A 17,545-nucleotide genomic window follows, 5' to 3' on the forward strand; every position below is an offset into this window, starting at 1 on the left:
CGGCGATCCGCCGTCTACGGTGTGGGAATGACGCCCGCCTCGCCGGACCGGCTGGTCGTGCTCACCGGGGCCGACGGCCGCCTGGGTTCCAGGCTCGCCTTCCGTGTCGCCGCGGCAGGCGGCCGGCAGCGCCTGCTGATCTCCGGCAGGGGCGCCGCGCCGCGGCTGCCCGACGGTGCGCCGCTGCCCGAGTCCGAGGTCGCCGCGATCCCGGCCGAGGCCGATGCCAGGGCCCTGAGCAGCGCGTTCGCCGAGGCCGACGCCGTCTTTCTCGTGCCGGGCCGGGAGCGACCGGGCCGGCTCGCCCGGCACCGTGCGGCGATCGACGCCGCCGTTGTCGCCGGGGTGCGGCACGTCGTCTACGTCTCGTCGATCGGGGCGGCGCCGGACGCGATCGCGTCGGGCGCGCGCGACGACTGGCTCACCGAGGAGTACCTGCGGGGCACCGACCTGGCCTGGACCATGCTGCGCACCAGCATGTTCCACCGCACGCCGACCCTGGCGGTGCACGACGAGTCGTCCGGAGCCGGGCAGCAGGCGCTGCTCCGCGCGCCGGCCGGGCAGGGCGCGGTCGCCACCGTGTCCCACGACGACGTGGCCGACGTCGCCACCGCCGTCCTGCTCGACGAGGACCCGCGCCGGCACGCGGGCCGGACCTACTACCTGACCGGCCCCGAGGCCCTGACGTTCGACGACGTCGCGGCCACGCTGTCCGCCGCCGTCGGCCGCACCATCCGGTACGTGCCGCAGACGGTCGAGCAGGCGCGTGCTCAGTTCTACCGGTCGACCGCCACCGAGGTGGAGGACTGGATCACGCAGTGCCAGGCGATCGAGGCGGGCGTGCTCGCTCAGGTGAGCCCCGACGTCGGGCACCTGGCCGGGCGAAGGGCCCGCTCGCTCGAGGTCTGGCTCGACGACTACCCGGCGGAGTGGGCCCACCTCCGGTTACCGTCGGTCAGATGACGAGCCTCTCCCCGGGTCTGGACGACGAGCCGGCGCAGGAGCCGGCCTGGGAGCCCGACGTGCTGCCGGGCTTCGAGCGCCTGACGCTGCCGCTGGAGCCCGACGAGGAGGAGGCCGAGGTGGTGGCGACGCTCGTGCGCCGGGCGCGCAGCATCCCCGCCGAGGACGGCGACGCCGACAAGCCCGGTGGGATCCGGCGGAACGGGGCGGAGAACCCGCAGCTGGCGCGCCTCTGGGAGGAGCTGTCGGAGCTCGGCCGGCGGCTGCGCCTGCCGGGCGCGGCCCACCGGCCCACCGACGGCGAGCCCGCGGGGCCGCCCGACGCCGGCGTCGACGTGCTCTACGTGCACGGCTGGCTCGACTACTTCTTCCAGACGCACCTGGCCGACTTCTGGGAGTCGCTCGGCGTGCGGTTCCACGCGCTCGACCTGCGGCGGTACGGGCGCAGCCTGCGCGAGGGCCAGACCCCGGGCTACGTCCGCAACCTCACCACCTACGACGAGGAGATCGAGGCGGCGCTCGAGGTCATGGGGCACGGACGCGACCACCGGACCGACCGCAGGCTCGTGCTGATGGGCCACTCCACGGGTGGGCTCATCCTCAGCCTGTGGACGGCGCACAACCAGGAGCGGGTCGCGGGGCTGGTGCTGAACGGCCCGTGGCTGGAGTTCCAGACGCGCGAGGCGGGGCGCAAGCTCATGGAGCCCGGTATCCGGGTGCAGTCCGTGCTCGTGCCGCGCAGCCAGCTCGTCAACCTCGACCGCGGCCTCTACGCGCGCTCCATCTCGTCCCGCTTCGACGGCGAGTGGGACTACGACGTCGCCTGGCGGCCCGACGCCGGATGGCGCGCCACGCCCGCCTGGCTCGCCGCGATCTTCCGCGGGCAGGACCAGGTCGCCCGTGGTCTCGGCATCGACGTGCCGGTGCTGGTGCTGCTCAGCGCCCGCAGCAGCATCCCCACGCGCTGGACCGAGGACATGAAGGTCACCGACTCGGTGCTCGACGTCGTCGGGATCGCCCGGCGCGTGCCCGATCTCGGATCCCTTACGACCCTCGTGCGGATCGCCGGCGGCCTCCACGACGCGACCCTCTCGGCGGCGCCAGCGCGGGAGCAGGTGTGGCGCGAGACGGGCCGTTGGTTCCGCGGCTACGTGCTCACGCAGGAGGCCGCGGAGGGGCCTGGCGCCTGAGCCCGGCGGGCTCTGGCGAAGACAGGGCCATGGTGCGATGCTGGAAATGAGGTGCCCACACCGACGTCGGGCACGAGGGGCGATGCGCCATGACAACGCACCAGGAGACTCACCCGCGGGCTCGCCGGGGCGGGCCGTTCCTCGCTCGCGGCGAGGCGGTCGTCGGGTTGGTCGCGCTCATCCTCGGGATGCTGATCTCGCAGGGCGCCGCCGAGGGAGTGACGATCATCGGCTGCATCACGATGGCCATCGGGGCCGTGTCCAGCCGGTTCGGTGCGCACCGGGGTCGCATGGCGATCGCCGCGGGCCTGGGCTTCGCGCTCGGGTCGGTGCCCTACTGGCTGATGACGGCCGTGGTCATCGTGACGGCGTACGGGTTCTGACCCCGGTCACCAGAACTTCCACCAGGGCCGGTCGGCCGAGGTTCCCGGTTCGCGTCGCGGCACCGGGGCAGAGGCGGCGGCCCTTCGCGCTGCCCGGCGCTCCTGCCATCTGCGCACCTGCTCGTCGACGTCGCGGGTGGGTGTGACGATCGGCGGGCCACCCTGGAGCTGGCGCCTGGCGTCGACGACACGGGCGTTGAACTCGGTGACGATCTCCCGGACGCGCTCCTCCAGCGCCTCGAGGTCGAGCCGGGCGTCGAGCTCGGCGTCGTCCTTGCGGAGCTGGGCCGACGGCAGGACACCGGTGATGTTCTCGCGCTCGATCAGGCCCTTGACCCACCAGTCGGGGTCGTGCTTGCCGCCGATGCCCGGGATGGGCTTGCCGTGCAGGGGCAGGTTGTCGAACTCGCCGCGGCGCATCGCCTGGTCGATCACCACGTCCACGTAGCGCGAGCGCTCCTCGACGCTCATCGCGCCGGGCCGCTTGCCCTCGTCGGCGTGGTCCTCGCCGGGATCCGCCTCGTCGGGGGAGCCGGCGCGCTCCGCGCGTTCGGCCTCGGCCTCCCGGCCCACGCGGTACTGCGCGGCTCGGCGGAGGGGGTCGTTGTCTGCGTCGTCGCGCGATCCCGGCGCCATGGCGACCATGTTACAACTTTCACAAGCGGCCCGAAAGGGCGGCTGAGTAGCGACACAATTGTGTCGCTACCAATAGAAATGTGAGTCGAAGACGGCCGATGGGCAGTCATCTGGGGTACCAGGCAACCTCCGCGCGGTCCCGACCGTGGTGGACGGTATGAACGCGGAGACGACCGAGCAGCCTGTCGTGGACCCGGCGCGTGCCGACGTGCTGGTGGCGCGTGATCCCGACGCGGAGTTCGTCGAGTTCGTGACGTCGGCGGGCGCCTACCTGTACCGGACGGCATACCTGCTGTCCGGCGACGCGCACCGGGCCGAAGAGCTGGTCCAGGCCACGTTCGAGCGGACGTACCGCGCGTGGCCCAAGGCGCGGGCGGGGGAGCCACGGGCCTACGCGCGGCGCATCCTGATGAACCTCCGGATCGACGGCTGGCGCAAGGACCGGCGCACGGCAGTGACGGACGACGGCGTCATACCGCTCTCGCCCGTCCCTGACCACGCGCACGACGTCGCCGTCCGGGACGAGCTCGGCAGGGCGCTGCGCGCGCTGCCCCTCGGGCAGCGCCGGGTCGTGGTGCTGAGACACCTGCTCGACCTGTCCGAGGCGCAGGTCGCCGACGAGCTCGGCATCTCGATCGGTTCGGTCAAGTCCGCCAACGCGCGCGGGCTCGCGCGGCTGCGTTCGCTGCTCAGCGCCTCGGCGATCGAGGCCGTCCCGGAGTTCCGGGCGGACGGCGACCAGGTGCTGCTCCAGGCCCGGGCGGCCGTCCGGCGTCGCCGGGCGGTCCGGGCCGTGGCGACGATCGCGGGGGTGTTCGTGCTGGTCCTCGGCCTCATGCTGGCCGGTCCGGTCCGGGTGCCCGGCCTGGGGCCGGTCACGCTGCCGGGCAGCGAGTGGCTGCGCGAGGTGCTCGGCCTCGACGGCCGGGGGATCTCCGGACTGCCCTCGGATCACGTGGACACCGCGGCGTGCACTCGGCCCGACGACGACGCGCCCACGACCCCGGTTGACACCATGTCCGCCGGCTGGGGCGAGCTCACCCTCGTCGGGGTGATCGACACCGCGGACGCGCACGACGTCGAGCGGTGCGTCGACGTCATCGTCGATCACCGGTGGACGACCGCCGCCCGGGTCGAGGCGGACGCCACGACCCTGGGCGCTGGCGAGAGCGTGCTCGGCTGGTCCGACCCGTACGAGGTCCTCGACCCCGACCTCATTCCTGGACCGTTCACCCTGGAGGCAATGGCCCCGGACGGCGAGGGATGGCGCAACACGGTGCAGGTGGCGCAGACCGAGCAGGTCGACGGGAGCTGGCCGCAGACCCTGGACCTGGTCCGTCAGGGCGACCGGGCCGCCTGGTTCGAGACGCCGAACACCCAGATCGTCGGGACGTTGCCCTGGACCCTGCGGGTCCTGGACGAGGACGGGAGCGTGACGACGGTCAGCGACTCGTCGGTGCTGGACTCCCCGGAGGCCGGAACGGTGGCCCTCTCGGACTCGCTGCTGGGATGGACCACCACGCCGAACGTCGCCGGGACCGGCTGCACCCAGACGCTCCGCACCGTGGCGCTCGACGGGTCCGCGCCGGTCGCAACGAGTGTCCGGAAGCAGGTCTGCGCCCTGGGGTCGACGCCGGACGCCCTGCTGGTCGCGTACCGAGAGCGCTCCGGTGAGCCGGATGTCGGGGCCGGCCCCGGTTCGACGACGGAGTTTGCGCTGATCTCCGGGCCGGACGACATGGACTCGTTCCGGCTCCTCTCGATCCGGGACGAGGACCTCGGGGGCGAGCCGGTGTCCGCGCTCGGGTACGACGTCGGGTGGCTCGCCTTCTCTGCCGGTGACCGGCTGTACCTGATGGACCTCTCCGCGCAGACGGCCTACCAGGTGCGCGGCAGCTCGCCCGTCACCGCCCTGGACGTGTCCGCCGGAACCGTCGCATGGTCGACCGAGGACGGATCGGCCTACGCGATGGTGGACAGGGACGGCGCGCCGGGCCTCGTCCGGCTCGCCCGCGAGCAGGCAGCAGTCGGGGTCGACGGCGACCGCATCGCCTGGACCAGCCTGGGCGACGACGGCGTCGCGTCGCTGACGTTCGCCCGCGTGCGCTGGTGAACCTCGCCCGGCGTTCCGCCGTCGGGCCGCTTGGTGGGCCATGATGGCGGGATGAAGGTCTCTCGTCGGTCCCACGTGCCCCCGTTCGCCGTCATGGAGGTGCTCGCCGCCGCGAACGCGCGCCGCGCCACCGGGGCGGACGTGCTCAACCTCTGTGCGGGGGAGCCGTCGACCGGCGCGTCCGACGTGGTGCGGGAGCGCGCCATCGCCCTGCTCCGCGACGGCAACCTCGGGTACACCGAGGCGATGGGCGTGCCTGCGCTGCGCGCCGAGATCGCGGGCCACTACAAGCGCTGGTACGACGTCGACGTCGACCCCGCGCGGATCGCCGTCACCACGGGATCGAGTGGCGGGTTCGTGCTCGCGTTCCTCGCGTCGTTCGACGTCGGCGACCGGGTGGCGCTCGCGCGGCCCGGGTACCCGGCCTACAAGAACATCCTGTCGGCGCTGGGCTGCGAGGTCGTGGAGCTCGACTGCGGTCCCGAGACGCGCTACCAGCCCACTGTGTCGCAGCTCAACGAGGCCTACTACGGCGGCGGGCTCGACGGCGTCATGGTCGCCTCGCCCGCGAACCCGACCGGCACGATGATCACGCCGGCGGAGCTGGCGGCCGTCGCGGAGTGGTGCGCCGACCACGACGTGCGCCTGATCAGCGACGAGATCTACCACGGCATCGCCTACTCGGACGAGGTGGCGCAGGCGACGGCGACGACGTTCGTCGACCGGGGCGCGGTCGTCGTGAACTCGTTCTCGAAGTACTGGGCGATGACTGGCTGGCGGCTCGGCTGGCTCGTGCTGCCCGACGAGCTGGTCGCGCCCGTCGACGCGCTCGCGAGCAACGTGGCGCTCTCGCCGCCGGCGCTCGCGCAGCACGCGGGCATCGCCGCGTTCACGCCCGAGGGGTACGAGGCGGCCGCGCAGAACGTGGCGCGGTACGCGGCGTCGCGCAGGCTGCTCCTGGAGCGGCTCGGCGAGCTGGGCTGGCGCCCGGTCGCCCCGGCCGACGGCGCGTTCTACCTCTACGGGAACATCGCCTCGTTCGGGCTCGACTCCGTGACCTACTGCGCCCGCCTCCTCGCCGAGGCCGACGTCGCCATCACGCCCGGCACCGACTTCGACGGCGTGCACGGCGGGGAGTGGGTGCGGCTGTCGTTCGCGTCGTCGCTCGACACGGTGTCGCGTGCGGTGGACCGGATCGTGGCCTGGCACAAGACGCTCTGACGAGCTCGCGAAGATCACCCTGTGGATAACCGGCTGACAGCGAGGCCGGCACCTCCGCTCTGACAGGATCTCGGTGCCCGGGATCTCCGGTGACTTCTCCCTTCCTTCTTGCGAGGCCACGACAGTGATGTCACAGGTGAGGCGTGCGCTCGGCGTGACGCTCGGAACGATGCTGCTGATCACCGGAGCGGGCGTTGCGCCCGCTGAGGCGGAGGTGCACGAAGGCACGGTCACCGCCTCGAAGGGCAGCTACGAGGTGACGGCGCGGGTTGTCGTGAGTGACCGGAGCACGATCACTCCCTATGAGGTGCCGGTCGACATCTATCTGGAGCACAACGGGACCGCGATCTACTTCCACGATGGCTGGGTGCAGGTGACTGACCCTGCTGGGCGCGAGGTGTACACAGGGGACGGCACCCCCCAGGAGGTCGGGGACGGGCACCTGAGGGCGATCCGGCGACTTGGGAACGGTGCTCCGATCGGCGAGTACAAGGTCTCCTTCAAGGCTTTGGTCACGGTCTACGGCGCACACGGACCCTCTGATGTACCCATCCAGGCGACCGATGTCGTCGCGTTCCAGGTGCGGTATCACTCGGCGATGGAAGCCACGGCGCGATCGGGCAGCCTGCCGACGGGGGCTGTTACGACGGTGGCGGGAAGCCTGCGATGGAATTCCCGGGATAGCGCTGGTGACTACGACCCGGTCGCGGCCACCGGTGCAGTGGTCGACATCGCCTTCGACCCGAGCGGGCCGGCGCCGCGCAGGGTGGTGGGTAGTGCGAACGTGAGCGACACGGGGTATTTCCGGCTGGATAGCCGCGTCACGGAACCAGGAAGGTGGTACGTCTCGTACGCAGGCAATACCGTCCAGCACCCAGCGTCCGTACGGATCTCGCAGACGGCACGCCCGAGCGATCTGACAGTGCGCCAGGGCACCGCCACACGGACCTCGGGCGACGCCAAGGCGGGCATCCGCGTGACAGCGACGGACGTGGTGACGACACTCGAGCCGCAGACGGTCCGGGTCGACTTCGGCGTGACCACCTACGGCTCAGTCCTGAGCACCTATGGAGTACAGGTCGAAGGGCGCCGTGGTGAGGGTTCCTACCCCAACGGTCGTTACTACGCGCCGCGGAACACGCGCATGGGTGGGGGAACGGCGGGCTACATCGCGATCACCATGGACGAGCTGACCCCGCCCGGCGTCTACGACGTCGACGCGGGCCTCGTCGTCGCTGCCTGCACGAAGTCCGAGACGGCCTCGGGCAGCTGCGGGATGAAGGAGGTGCCGATCAACGACGACAGCGTCACGACCTTCACCGTGAAGAGGGCAACCATCACCACGATCTCGGCGTCGTCGAAGTCGCTCGCCACGCCCCAGTCGGTCACGCTCAAGGGCTCGGTGCGGAAGCTGCAGCTCGTCAGCAACCGAGAGGCCGCGTACCGCCACTCCCCGAAGGCACCCGTCAAGCTCTACTGGGACCCCGCCGGCTCCGCCGCGCCGCAGTACAAGAAGACCGTCTACACGAACTCGAAGGGCGTGTGGGCGGCGAAGGTCACCACGAGCGCGTCGGGCCGGTGGGTCGCGGAGTTCCCGGGAACGTCGCTGCACGCCTCGTCCAGCCGCACGGTCTGGATCACCGTCAAGTAGTCCGAGGTGTTGCGCCGGCTCAGCCGCGTCGGCGCAGCACCTCGGGGAGCAGCACCCACAGCAGCACCATCAGCACTAGTGCGGCGGAGCCGGCGACGATGCCCGCCGTCCGTCCGACCACGACGTCGAAGACGAGCACCGCCACGCCTGTGATCACGAGCGCCAGCACGGCGAGCGCGATCCGGGTGATGCGGTCGGTCAGGGTGACGATGTTGCCCTTCATCCGCTTGCGGAACAGCGCGCGGTGCACGCTGACCGGGGCGACGATCAGCGCGGTCGCGACCACCGCGGCGATGACGAGCGCCAGGTAGACGTTCACCTGGTACCGGTCGAGGTCGGCGAACCGCGACTGGAACGGCAGGGTGAGCAGGAACCCGGTCAGGATCTGCACGCCGGTCTGCATGACGCGCAGCTCCTGGAGCAGCTCGCTCCAGTTCCGGTCCGCGCGTTCGTTGGGCGTCTCCGTCCGTCCGTCGGTCTGCATAGTCCCCATTCTCACCTGGCGTCCGATTTACCGAGCCGGGCGAGGGAAATTCACCCGCTCACATCACCGCCTCCCGTGGCCCGCCCCTGCCCGCCGGGGGAACATCTGGCTGGGCGGGACGCGTCCGCGTCCCTCTGACGAGGGGGCTGCTTTGAACAGAACGAGGATGCGTGCGTCGCTGGGCATGGCGCTCGGGGCCGCACTGCTGATGACCGGCGTCGCCGCGACACCGAGCGTGGCGGCCGAGGTGAGCACCGCGCCGCCGCCGGGCATCACCGCGGACCGCGTGACCAACAAGGTGGACGACGTCGTCGTCTCCGCGAAGATCTCCCTGCCGCCCGGCGGGGACGTGGTCGGGTCCGTCACCGGAACCCTGGCCATCACGCACAACGGGTCCTCGGCGGCCATGCGCACCGGGCGCATGACGATGATCGACCCCGAGGGCCGCAGCCTGACCGGCGCGCAGTTCGTGGCCTCGGGTGCCGCGAACACGTGGACCTCGACCGTCCAGCTCCCGGCCGACGTCGAGCCCGGCACCTTCGAGGTGTCGGTGAACGCCGAGATCGACGTGACCACCGACGACGGCGTCGTCAAGGTGCCGATCCGCACCGCGGACCCGGTCCTGGTGCCGTTCCGGGCCAAGCGCAACATCCCGCTGATCTGGACCTCGACGTCGAGCGCGCCCGCGGGCTCGACCATCTCGGTCCACGGTGCCGCGAACATCCGCAGCCTCGGCACCGGTGACTACGCGCCGGCCACGGGCCAGGAGGTCAAGCTGTACTTCGACCCCTCGGGCGACGCGCCGGAGCGCTTCATCGACACCCTCACGACGGACGACCGCGGCTACTTCACGACCCGGCAGAAGCCGGGCGCGTCGGGCAAGTGGCGTGCGGAGATGCCGATGACCGACACGGGCGCGAAGGCGGTGTGGACCCTGACCTCGGCGGAACGGGCCCGCGACACCACGCTGCGCGAGGGCACGGTCAGCGCCACGGAGGGCGGCTTCACGGCGGGCGACCACCTGATGACGCACGACGTCGTGCTGGGCCTGGCCCCGGTGCAGCGTCGTGTCGACGTGGGCAGCCTCGACTTCACCGTGGGCGGCACCTCGGGCTGGCTGAGCGCCGAGAGCCGGCGCGGCGAGGGCAACTTCCCCGACGGCTACCGGGTGCAGCGGGACCTGACGCACTCCGGGCTCGGCACGAGCCACGCGACGTTCACCTTCAACCCGACGCTCCCCGCCGGCATCTACGACATCGGCATCCGCGACGAGATGAAGGCGTGCTCCGCACCGGACTGGGACGGGCTCGAGGGCGGCACCAGCAACTGCACGCACAACGTGCTGGTCGAGGACCCCGCGGTGACGACCATCGTGGTCAAGCGGGCGAGCACCACGACCGTGGCCGCCTCGCGGACGTCCGTGCCCACGGCGCGGACCATCACGCTGAGCGGTGACGTGGAGCGGGTCCAGCTGGTCAGCACGGGTGGTGCGGCGATCCGGCCGGCACCGAACGTTGCGGTGAAGGTGTACTTCGACCCCGCGGGCTCGGCGGCACCGGTCCTCAAGAAGGAGGTCACCACGGGTTCCGACGGCACCTTCTCGACGTCGGTCCGCGCCACCACCTCGGGCAAGTGGATCGCCAAGTACGCCGGGACGAGCCTGCTGGCGCCGTCCCAGGCGGGCGTGAACGTGTCGGTCGGCTAGCTCCACCTCGGCCGACGGCGGACAGAGGTCCGCCTCCGCCAGGTGATCAGGCATGGGTTCTCACGCGAATCCGTGCCTGATCGTCTGGTGGGGGCGGACCTTTGTGCTGGACGGAAGTTCACCCGGATACGACGCCCTGGGAATCGCCCGAACTGGCAGGATCTGTGCTGCTCCCGGTTCTCGGGCTCCCTTCTTCCCGCGAGGTGTCCCTTGGCCGTCGGTGCCCGAAAACTGTTCACTTCTGCGCTCGGACTGGCGCTCGCCGGGAGCCTGCTGGGTGCGCCGGCGGCGGCCGGGGCCCCGGCCGACGGCGACCAGGCGGCCCTGGCCGATTACACCTACCTCGACTTCGCCGTCGCTCCGGACCGTGCGCCGGCCGGCATGCCCGTCCAGGTTCATGGCCACGTCGGTCGCGACTGGAGCTGGCCCGCACCAGGTGAAGTCATCACGATCTACTTCGATCCGGCTGGTTCGGCGCCCCGCGAGGCCGTCGCGACCGTGACCACCGACGACAACGGCTGGTTCGCCGCGACCTTCCGCCCCCAGACCTCGGGCACCTACGACATCGTGCGGCAGGGCGAGGACGGGACCGCGGTCAAGGGTGAGCGCACCGCGACGTTCACGAGCCGCGAAGCGGTGCTGCCTGTCCGGTCGGTGGTGGTCTCAGGCTCACGGGGCGGATACACGGCCAGGGCCCGGGTGACGGTCCAGGACGTCGTGACGCGGGTGGAGCCGCAGACGGTCTATCTCGACGCCGGGATCCTGACCCCGGGCTCCGCGGGCAACATCTACGAGACGGGCCCGTACATGACCAACCGTCGCGCCGAAGGGCGATACGACGTCGGAATGGTATTCAGCACGAGGCAGGAACCCTGGCGGACGGCTTACAGCGGGACCCGAACCTATCGGCTCTCCGCGGTGCACCCGGCCGGCCTCTACGACGTCACCTTTCTGGGCCCGATCGCCGTCACCAAGGATCGCTGGGACGCGGACCGCGACGGGATCATTCAGAACGTGTGGGTCAACATCCCCGGACGGCCCATCACCACCATCCGGGTCCGCCGCGCCAGCACCACCACGATCGCCGCGTCGTCGACGTCGTTCACGGGTGCCAGGAACATCGAGCTGCGCGGCTCACTGCGCCGGGTGCAGCTGGTCAGCGACACGAAGGCGGAGAACCGGCTGGCGCCGAACACGGCGCTCAAGCTGTACTTCGACCCGGCAGGCCAGGCCGGGCCGGTCTACCAGAAGACCGTCCGGACCGGACCGACCGGGGCCTACCGGACGACGGTCAGGGCGACCAGGTCCGGCACGTGGATCGCGAAGTACGAGGGCACCAGCCTCCAGGCCCCGTCGAAGCGCTCGGTGACGGTCACGGTTCGCTGACCCGCGGCCCCTGCCACGCGACACGTCAGTCCAGGTACTCGCAGTCCTCCAGGGCCTCGCGTTCCAACCGGGAGGGGCGTTCGGGCGGGTTCCCGCAATCCACGACGCCGCTCGATCTGGTGCCGTTCCAGGTCGTGATGGTGAACTCCGAGGACGTGTCGCCACCCCAGGTGACTGGCAGCCCGTCGCAACGAGCGACGCCGGACAGCTTCCCCAGATCGCGCGCGTTCCACCAGATGTACGTGCCGTCCGGGAGGTTCTGGGTGTCCACGTCGGCGGGCTGTTCATACCCGTCCTCCGTGGTGGCGGCGAACTTGAGCTGGTGCTGGACGGCGAGCATCGGAAGCCTCTGCGCTACGTCCGACAGGAGGTGCTCGGAAGACGACACCTCGCCTGCGGGCGGGCCCGGGTTGTCGATGGTGGCGGACCGTACCGCGGCTCCCCCGTCGATCACGTGCCCCACGGACTGGACGAGTACCTGGTGCGACGAGTTGTTCCCCCACTCGACCGTCAGGTCGTCATCGACCGCACAGGCCGCGGACTCGGCCTCCAGCCCGAACAGCTCCCGCACCCGCTCGCTTCCCGGCAGCGCCACCTCGCCCACGCCCGGCACGGGCACCGGCCCCGCCAGGGCCAGCGAGAACGCGACCGCGACCGCCGTCATGCCGCCGCCCAGCGCCTGCCAGGTACGACGGCGCCGCAGCGCCCGACGGCTCCCGGCCACCACCTGTCCCGCGTCGAACTCGTGCCGCTCGACCCGGTCGGCACCGGCCCGGAGGCGTGCCACGACGTCCGTGTCGTCGATGCTCATCGCTCACCCTCCTCGAAGATCTCGCGCAGGCGGGTGATCCCGCGTGCGTTGGCGGACTTGACGGTCCCGACGGCGATCCCGAGCTCGCGCGCCGTCTGCTGCTCGGTCAGGTCGAGCAGGTGCCGCAGCACCACGACCCGCCGCTGCGTCAGCGGCAGCAACGCCAGCGCGCGCACCACCTCGTCGCGAACGGCCACACCCTCGGCCGGGCCAGCGACGGACCCAGTGGGGACGACGTCGGACACCACCTCGCCGCGGGTGCGGCGCCAGCCGTCGATGCGCAGGTTGAGCAGGATGCGCCGCGCGTAGGCGCGTGGTTCGCCGGCGCGGGCCTTGTGCCAGGACCGGTAGGTGCGCTCGAACGTCGCCTGCACGAGCTCCTCCGCCCGGTGCGCGTCGCCGGACAGGAGGAGCGCCGTCTTGTAGAGGTACGGGCCCGCCTCGTGCACGAACGCCGTGAACTCCTGGTCCTTGGTGCGCGTGACGTCGACCCGCACCCGCGCCTCGTCGCTCACCTCGGTCCGCATGGTCCCCTGCTCTCCCTCGTCATGTCCCCCACCACGCGGAGACCCGTGCGAAAGGTTCCATGCCGCACCAGACTCGCCGAATCCGCAGGTCAGACGGTGTCTCGCGGCCGGTTGACCGGGGCGGCGACCAGGTCTAGCCTCCGAGTATGACCAGATCAACGAATCTGGTCATACTTTCACGAAGTGGAGGCGGGCATGGGTGCGGCAGCGACGACGCGGCGGCCTGGCACGGCGCAGCGCAGGGCCGAGCGGGCGGAGCGAATCCTCGACGCCGGCACCGAGCTGGTCCTGCGTTGGGGCTACGACAAGACCACCATCGACGACGTCGCCCGGCTCGCCGGGGTCGCCAAGGGCACCATCTACCTGCACTGGGGCAGCCGCGAGGACCTGTTCGCCGCCCTCATGCGCCGGGACCGGGCCGAGATGATCGGCGCGGTGCGCCGACGGCTCCGGGAGGACCCGTCGACAGCAACCCTGCCCGGGCTGTTCGGCCATCTCGCGCACGAGATCCACCGGCGTCCGCTGCTGCAGGCCGCGATGGTCCAGGACTCCGCGGTGCTGGGCAAGCTCGTGGCCCGCAAGCAGACCAGCACCACCACGCCCGAGATGGTGGTCCCCTTCGGCGAGTACCTCGCCACGCTCCGGGAGCACGGCATGGTGCGCGACGACCTGAGCGTCGAGGATCACCTCACCGTGATCGCCGCCGTGCTGCACGGCTCGCTGGTCTCGCTGCGGATGATGCCCGAGTCCCTGCGGGTGTCCGACGAGCGCGCCGGTGAGCTGATCGGCGACACGCTCGCGCGCGCCTTCGCCGCGGACCATCCGCCGTCCGACGCCGCGCGCGCAGCCTGCGCGGACGCCACCCGAGAGTTCGTCGACCAGGCCTACGCGGTCGCGCGGGCCAAGCTGCGGGAGTCGCTCGGCGACGACCTCCCGCCGGAGGAGGGGGAACCGTCGTGAGCACCGAGGTCACGCACTCGTTCACGCTGCCGCTCGCGGATCCCGCGGCGGCCGAGCTGGCCACCACCGGCGGTAAGGGGGCCTCCCTCGCGCGCCTGGCCACGGCCGGGCTGCCGGTCCCCGACGGTTTCCACGTCACCACCGACGCCTACCGGGCGGCCGTGGCCGGCGCGCCGCAGGAGGCCATCGTGGCCGCCGCGCGGGACGTCGACCCCGACCGCCCCGAGACCCACGAGGCCGCCGCGGCCCGCATCGCCGAGGTGTTTGCCGCCCTGGAGGTCCCGCGGACCGTGGCCGACGCCGTCCGGGCCGGGTACGGCGGTCTGCGTACCTCGGGCGGTTCGCCCGATGGCGTGCCCGACGCCGCGCCCGACGGCGGCCTCGCCGTCGCCGTCCGCTCCTCCGCGACGGCCGAGGACCTGCCCGGCATGTCGTTCGCCGGTCAGCAGGACTCGTTCCTGGACGTCCGCGGCGCGGATGCCGTACTCGGCGCGGTCCGCGACTGCTGGGCCTCCCTGTGGACGGCGCGTGCGATCGGCTACCGGGCGCGGCACGGCATCCCTGCCGACGACGTGGCGCTCGCGGTGGTGGTGCAGCGCCTGGTCGACGCCGACGCGGCCGGCATCCTGTTCACGGTCGACCCGATGACGGGCTCCCGCGACCGGGTGCTGATCAACGCGGCCTGGGGGCTGGGCGAGGCCGTCGTCGGCGGGCAGGTCACGCCCGACACCTACCTCGTGGCCCGGGTGGGCGGCGCGGTGGAGCGCACGGTGAGCACCAAGGAGGTCCGCACCGTGCGGACCGGCGCCGGCACGCGGAACGAGCCGGTCCCCGCCGAGCTCCGGGACCGGCCCGCGCTCACCGATGCGCAGGCCGCGCGGCTCGCCGCGCTCGGCGTCCGCATCGAGGAGCTGTACGGCGTGGCGATGGACGTCGAGTGGGCGCTGCACGACGGCGAGCCGGCCGTGCTCCAGGCGCGCCCCGTCACGGGCGCGGCGGGGGAGGTCGCCGTCACCGAGGTGTGGAACGACAGCCTGCTGGGCGACTTCCTGTGGACGAACGCGAACCTCGGCGAGGCGCTGCCCAGCGTGATGACGCCGCTGACCTGGTCGCTCGTGCAGATCTTCATGGCTGACGCGATGGCCGACACCGACATCGGCGTGCCCGCGTACGGCACCATCGGCGGCCGGTTCTACATGAACCTCAGCACCACCGAGACCGTGGCCCGGACGCTGGGCATGCGCGGGGCGGTCGACGCGGCGTACCGGGAGGTGTTCGGGCGGCTGCCCGGCCAGCCCGACATCCCGGTGGTCCCGATCGGCCGCTGGGAGCTGGTCCGGCGGCTCCTGCCGATGGTGGGGCGCAACCTCATGTCGCTCGTGCGGGACGTGCGGGCCGTGCCGGGCTTCCTGCGCACCGCCGAGCAGCGCGGCACGGAGCTGCGGGAGCGCGCGGCCGCCGTCGCCGGCCCGGCGGAGCTGGCGGACTTCTGGGACGCCGAGCTCGGCCCGTACCTGGAGGCGGCGTCGCGCGTGCTGCGGGGTGCCGCCCGGCAGGACGGCACCAAGCTGCTCACGCTGCGCCGGGACCTGCGCGCGCTGCTCGGCGACGCCGACACGGAGACCCTGACCTCCGGCCTCTCGTCCGGCGGGCACGCGCTGGCCAGCATGGAGACGCTGATCGGCCTGCGCGAGGTCGCCCTCGGCCGGCTCGACCGCGCGACGTACGTGACGCGGTTCGGGCACCGCTGCGTCGACGAGTTCGAAGTCTCCAGGCCCCGTCCGGCGGAGGATCCCGCCTGGCTCGACCGGCAGATCGCCGCGGCGGCCGGGACCGACGTCGACGCGCTGCTCGAACGGCAGGAGCGGGCGCGGGCCGCCGTCTGGGAGCGGATCGAACGCCTGTCGCCGCGCAAGGCCGCGCGCCTGCGAAGCCAGCTCGACCGCTGGGCGCGCAACGCGCGCGGCCGGGAGAGCGCGCGGTCCGAGGTGATCCGCGCGTTCTGGGCCCTGCGCGCCTTCGCGGTGCGGGCCGGCGAGCTCACCGGCCTGGGCGACGACGTCTTCTACCTGCACGTCGACGAGCTGCTGGCGGTGCTTCGCGCGCCGTCCGGCCCGGGTGCGCGCGCGGGGGAGAGTGCCGCGGAGCGAGGGCCCGACGTCGTCCCCGTGCGCCGCGCGACCTACGACCTGTACCGGAGCCTGCCGCCGTACCCCGCGGTGATCCGCGGCCGGTTCGACCCGGTGCGCTGGGCCGCGGACCCGGCGCGGCGGTCCGACGTCTTCGACGAGCACGGCCAGGAGGCCGAGCGGTCCGACCAGGTCCGGGGCTTTCCCGGGGCGTCCGGTGTGGCCGAGGGCGTCGCCCGCGTGGTGCGCTCGGTGGACGACGGCGAGGCGCTGCTGCCCGGCGAGGTGCTGGTCACCTCCGTGACCAACGTGGGCTGGACGCCGCTCTTCCCGCGGGCCGCCGCCGTGGTGACGGATGTCGGCGCGCCCCTGTCGCACGCTGCGATCGTCGCGCGGGAGCTGGGCATCCCCGCCGTCGTCGGCTGCGGCAACGCGACCATGCGGCTGCGCACGGGCGACCGGGTGCGGGTGGACGGCGAGCACGGCACGGTCGAGGTGCTCGTACCGGCGGACGGCGCCTAGAAGACCGGCTTGCCGCCCGTCACGCCGAGCACCGTCCCGGACACGTACGACGCCGTGACGGGCGACGCCAGGAAGACGAACGCCGGCGCCACCTCGGCGGGCTGCCCGGCCCGGCCCAGCGGCGTGTCGGTGCCGAACGACGCGATCTTCTCCTCCGGCTGCGTCGCGGGCTGCAGCGGGGTCCAGATCGGCCCGGGTGCCACGGCGTTCACCCGGATGCCGCGCGGCCCCAGCTCGGCCGCGAGGTTCACAGTGATGTTGTTGATCGCTGCCTTCGTGGCCGCGTAGTCGAGCAGCGACGTGGACGGCTGGTAGGCCTGGATCGAGGAGTTGTTGATGATGGAGCTGCCCGAACCCATGTGCCCGAGCGCGGCCTGCGTCACCCAGAACAGGGCGTACAGGTTGGTCTTCAGCACCCGGTCGAGCTCCTCGGTGCTCACGTCCGCGACCGACCGCCGCCGCGCCATCTGGTAGCCCGCGTTGTTGACCAGCACGTCGATGCCGCCCAGCTCGCCCGCGGCCCGGTGCGCCACGCCGCGCGCCGTCGGCTCGTCCCGCAGGTCGCCCGGCAGCAGGGAGCACTGGCGTCCCGCGTCGCGCACCAGCTCCGCCGTCGTCCGTGCGTCGTGCTCCTCCTCGGGCAGGTAGGACACGGCGACGTCGGCCCCCTCCCGCGCGAACGCGATGGCGACCGCCCGGCCGATGCCGGAGTCCCCGCCGGTCACCAGGGCCTTGCGGCCGAGCAGCTTCTCGCTGCCGACGTAGCTCGTCTCACCGTGATCGGGCCTGGGGTCCATCTGGTCCGTGGTTCCCGGCGGGTTCTGCTGCTGCGGTGGGAACGCCTGGTCCTGGCTCATGTCGTCC

General features: G+C 72.3%; 15 protein-coding genes. 10 read left to right on the forward strand and 5 right to left on the reverse strand.

Annotation, left to right across the window (positions count from 1 at the left end; translation table 11 throughout):
- Positions 1–27: 27 nt before the first annotated feature.
- The 3 genes from ACFU5G_RS05905 to ACFU5G_RS05915 all read left to right on the forward strand — a co-directional run bounded on the left by ACFU5G_RS05905 (position 28) and on the right by ACFU5G_RS05915 (position 2,536).
- On the forward strand, positions 28–963 hold the full coding sequence (locus ACFU5G_RS05905) for an NAD(P)H-binding protein (RefSeq protein WP_377241731.1): 936 nt from the start codon (positions 28–30) through the stop codon (positions 961–963).
- Positions 960–2,153 carry an alpha/beta hydrolase gene (locus ACFU5G_RS05910; RefSeq protein WP_377241733.1) on the forward strand — a complete coding sequence of 398 codons (1,194 nt, stop codon included), beginning with the start codon at positions 960–962 and terminating at the stop codon, positions 2,151–2,153. Before ACFU5G_RS05905 ends, ACFU5G_RS05910 begins: the two co-directional genes overlap by 4 nt.
- 89 nt (positions 2,154–2,242) lie before the next feature.
- Entirely contained in the window at positions 2,243–2,536 is a 294-nt protein-coding gene (locus ACFU5G_RS05915; RefSeq protein ID WP_377241735.1) for a hypothetical protein, read from the forward strand.
- 6 nt (positions 2,537–2,542) lie between these two features.
- On the opposite strand, the gene ACFU5G_RS05920 is transcribed toward ACFU5G_RS05915, so the two are convergent.
- Positions 2,543–3,172: a DUF1992 domain-containing protein gene (locus ACFU5G_RS05920; RefSeq protein WP_377241737.1), complete on the reverse strand. Its 630-nt coding sequence runs from the start codon at positions 3,170–3,172 to the stop codon at positions 2,543–2,545.
- Positions 3,173–3,329: 157 nt separating this feature from the next.
- Here ACFU5G_RS05920 and ACFU5G_RS05925 point away from each other — a divergent pair, with 157 nt between their 5' ends.
- The 3 genes from ACFU5G_RS05925 to ACFU5G_RS05935 all read left to right on the forward strand — a co-directional run bounded on the left by ACFU5G_RS05925 (position 3,330) and on the right by ACFU5G_RS05935 (position 8,157).
- Positions 3,330–5,285 (forward strand): SigE family RNA polymerase sigma factor, encoded by a 1,956-nt coding sequence (locus ACFU5G_RS05925; protein WP_377241739.1) that lies wholly within the window; start codon positions 3,330–3,332, stop codon positions 5,283–5,285.
- Positions 5,286–5,336: 51 nt separating this feature from the next.
- Positions 5,337–6,506, forward strand: coding sequence for an aminotransferase class I/II-fold pyridoxal phosphate-dependent enzyme (locus ACFU5G_RS05930; RefSeq protein WP_377241741.1), 1,170 nt, complete (start codon positions 5,337–5,339; stop codon positions 6,504–6,506).
- 169 nt (positions 6,507–6,675) lie between these two features.
- Entirely contained in the window at positions 6,676–8,157 is a 1,482-nt protein-coding gene (locus tag ACFU5G_RS05935; protein WP_377241743.1) for a hypothetical protein, read from the forward strand.
- Positions 8,158–8,176: 19 nt separating this feature from the next.
- On the opposite strand, the gene ACFU5G_RS05940 is transcribed toward ACFU5G_RS05935, so the two are convergent.
- On the reverse strand, positions 8,177–8,641 hold the full coding sequence (locus ACFU5G_RS05940) for a DUF6328 family protein (protein ID WP_377241745.1): 465 nt from the start codon (positions 8,639–8,641) through the stop codon (positions 8,177–8,179).
- A 151-nt stretch (positions 8,642–8,792) separates the two neighbouring features.
- Here ACFU5G_RS05940 and ACFU5G_RS05945 point away from each other — a divergent pair, with 151 nt between their 5' ends.
- Positions 8,793–10,346: a hypothetical protein gene (locus ACFU5G_RS05945; RefSeq protein WP_377241747.1), complete on the forward strand. Its 1,554-nt coding sequence runs from the start codon at positions 8,793–8,795 to the stop codon at positions 10,344–10,346.
- Positions 10,347–10,556: 210 nt separating this feature from the next.
- Entirely contained in the window at positions 10,557–11,732 is a 1,176-nt protein-coding gene (locus ACFU5G_RS05950; RefSeq protein WP_377241749.1) for a hypothetical protein, read from the forward strand.
- Positions 11,733–11,757: 25 nt separating this feature from the next.
- Here the strand turns inward: ACFU5G_RS05950 and ACFU5G_RS05955 are convergent, their stop codons facing one another.
- Entirely contained in the window at positions 11,758–12,543 is a 786-nt protein-coding gene (locus ACFU5G_RS05955; protein ID WP_377241751.1) for a hypothetical protein, read from the reverse strand.
- Positions 12,540–13,070, reverse strand: coding sequence for a SigE family RNA polymerase sigma factor (locus ACFU5G_RS05960; RefSeq protein WP_377241753.1), 531 nt, complete (start codon positions 13,068–13,070; stop codon positions 12,540–12,542). The genes ACFU5G_RS05955 and ACFU5G_RS05960 overlap by 4 nt, the downstream gene beginning before the upstream one ends.
- A 195-nt stretch (positions 13,071–13,265) precedes the next feature.
- Between ACFU5G_RS05960 and ACFU5G_RS05965 the strand changes: the two genes are divergently transcribed.
- Positions 13,266–14,030 (forward strand): TetR/AcrR family transcriptional regulator, encoded by a 765-nt coding sequence (locus ACFU5G_RS05965; protein WP_377241755.1) that lies wholly within the window; start codon positions 13,266–13,268, stop codon positions 14,028–14,030.
- A complete protein-coding gene (locus ACFU5G_RS05970; protein WP_377241757.1) occupies positions 14,027–16,681 on the forward strand; it encodes a PEP/pyruvate-binding domain-containing protein in 2,655 nt (884 codons plus the stop codon). The genes ACFU5G_RS05965 and ACFU5G_RS05970 overlap by 4 nt, the downstream gene beginning before the upstream one ends.
- Here ACFU5G_RS05970 and ACFU5G_RS05975 read toward each other — a convergent pair.
- Complete coding sequence (locus tag ACFU5G_RS05975; protein ID WP_377241759.1) at positions 16,678–17,538, reverse strand: SDR family oxidoreductase; 861 nt, start codon at positions 17,536–17,538, stop codon at positions 16,678–16,680. The two genes, ACFU5G_RS05970 and ACFU5G_RS05975, sit on opposite strands and share 4 nt — an antisense overlap.
- Positions 17,539–17,545 lie beyond the last annotated feature (7 nt).

Source organism: Promicromonospora sp. NPDC057488 (assembly GCF_042802395.1).
Classification (GTDB): Bacteria; Actinomycetota; Actinomycetes; order Actinomycetales; family Cellulomonadaceae; genus Promicromonospora.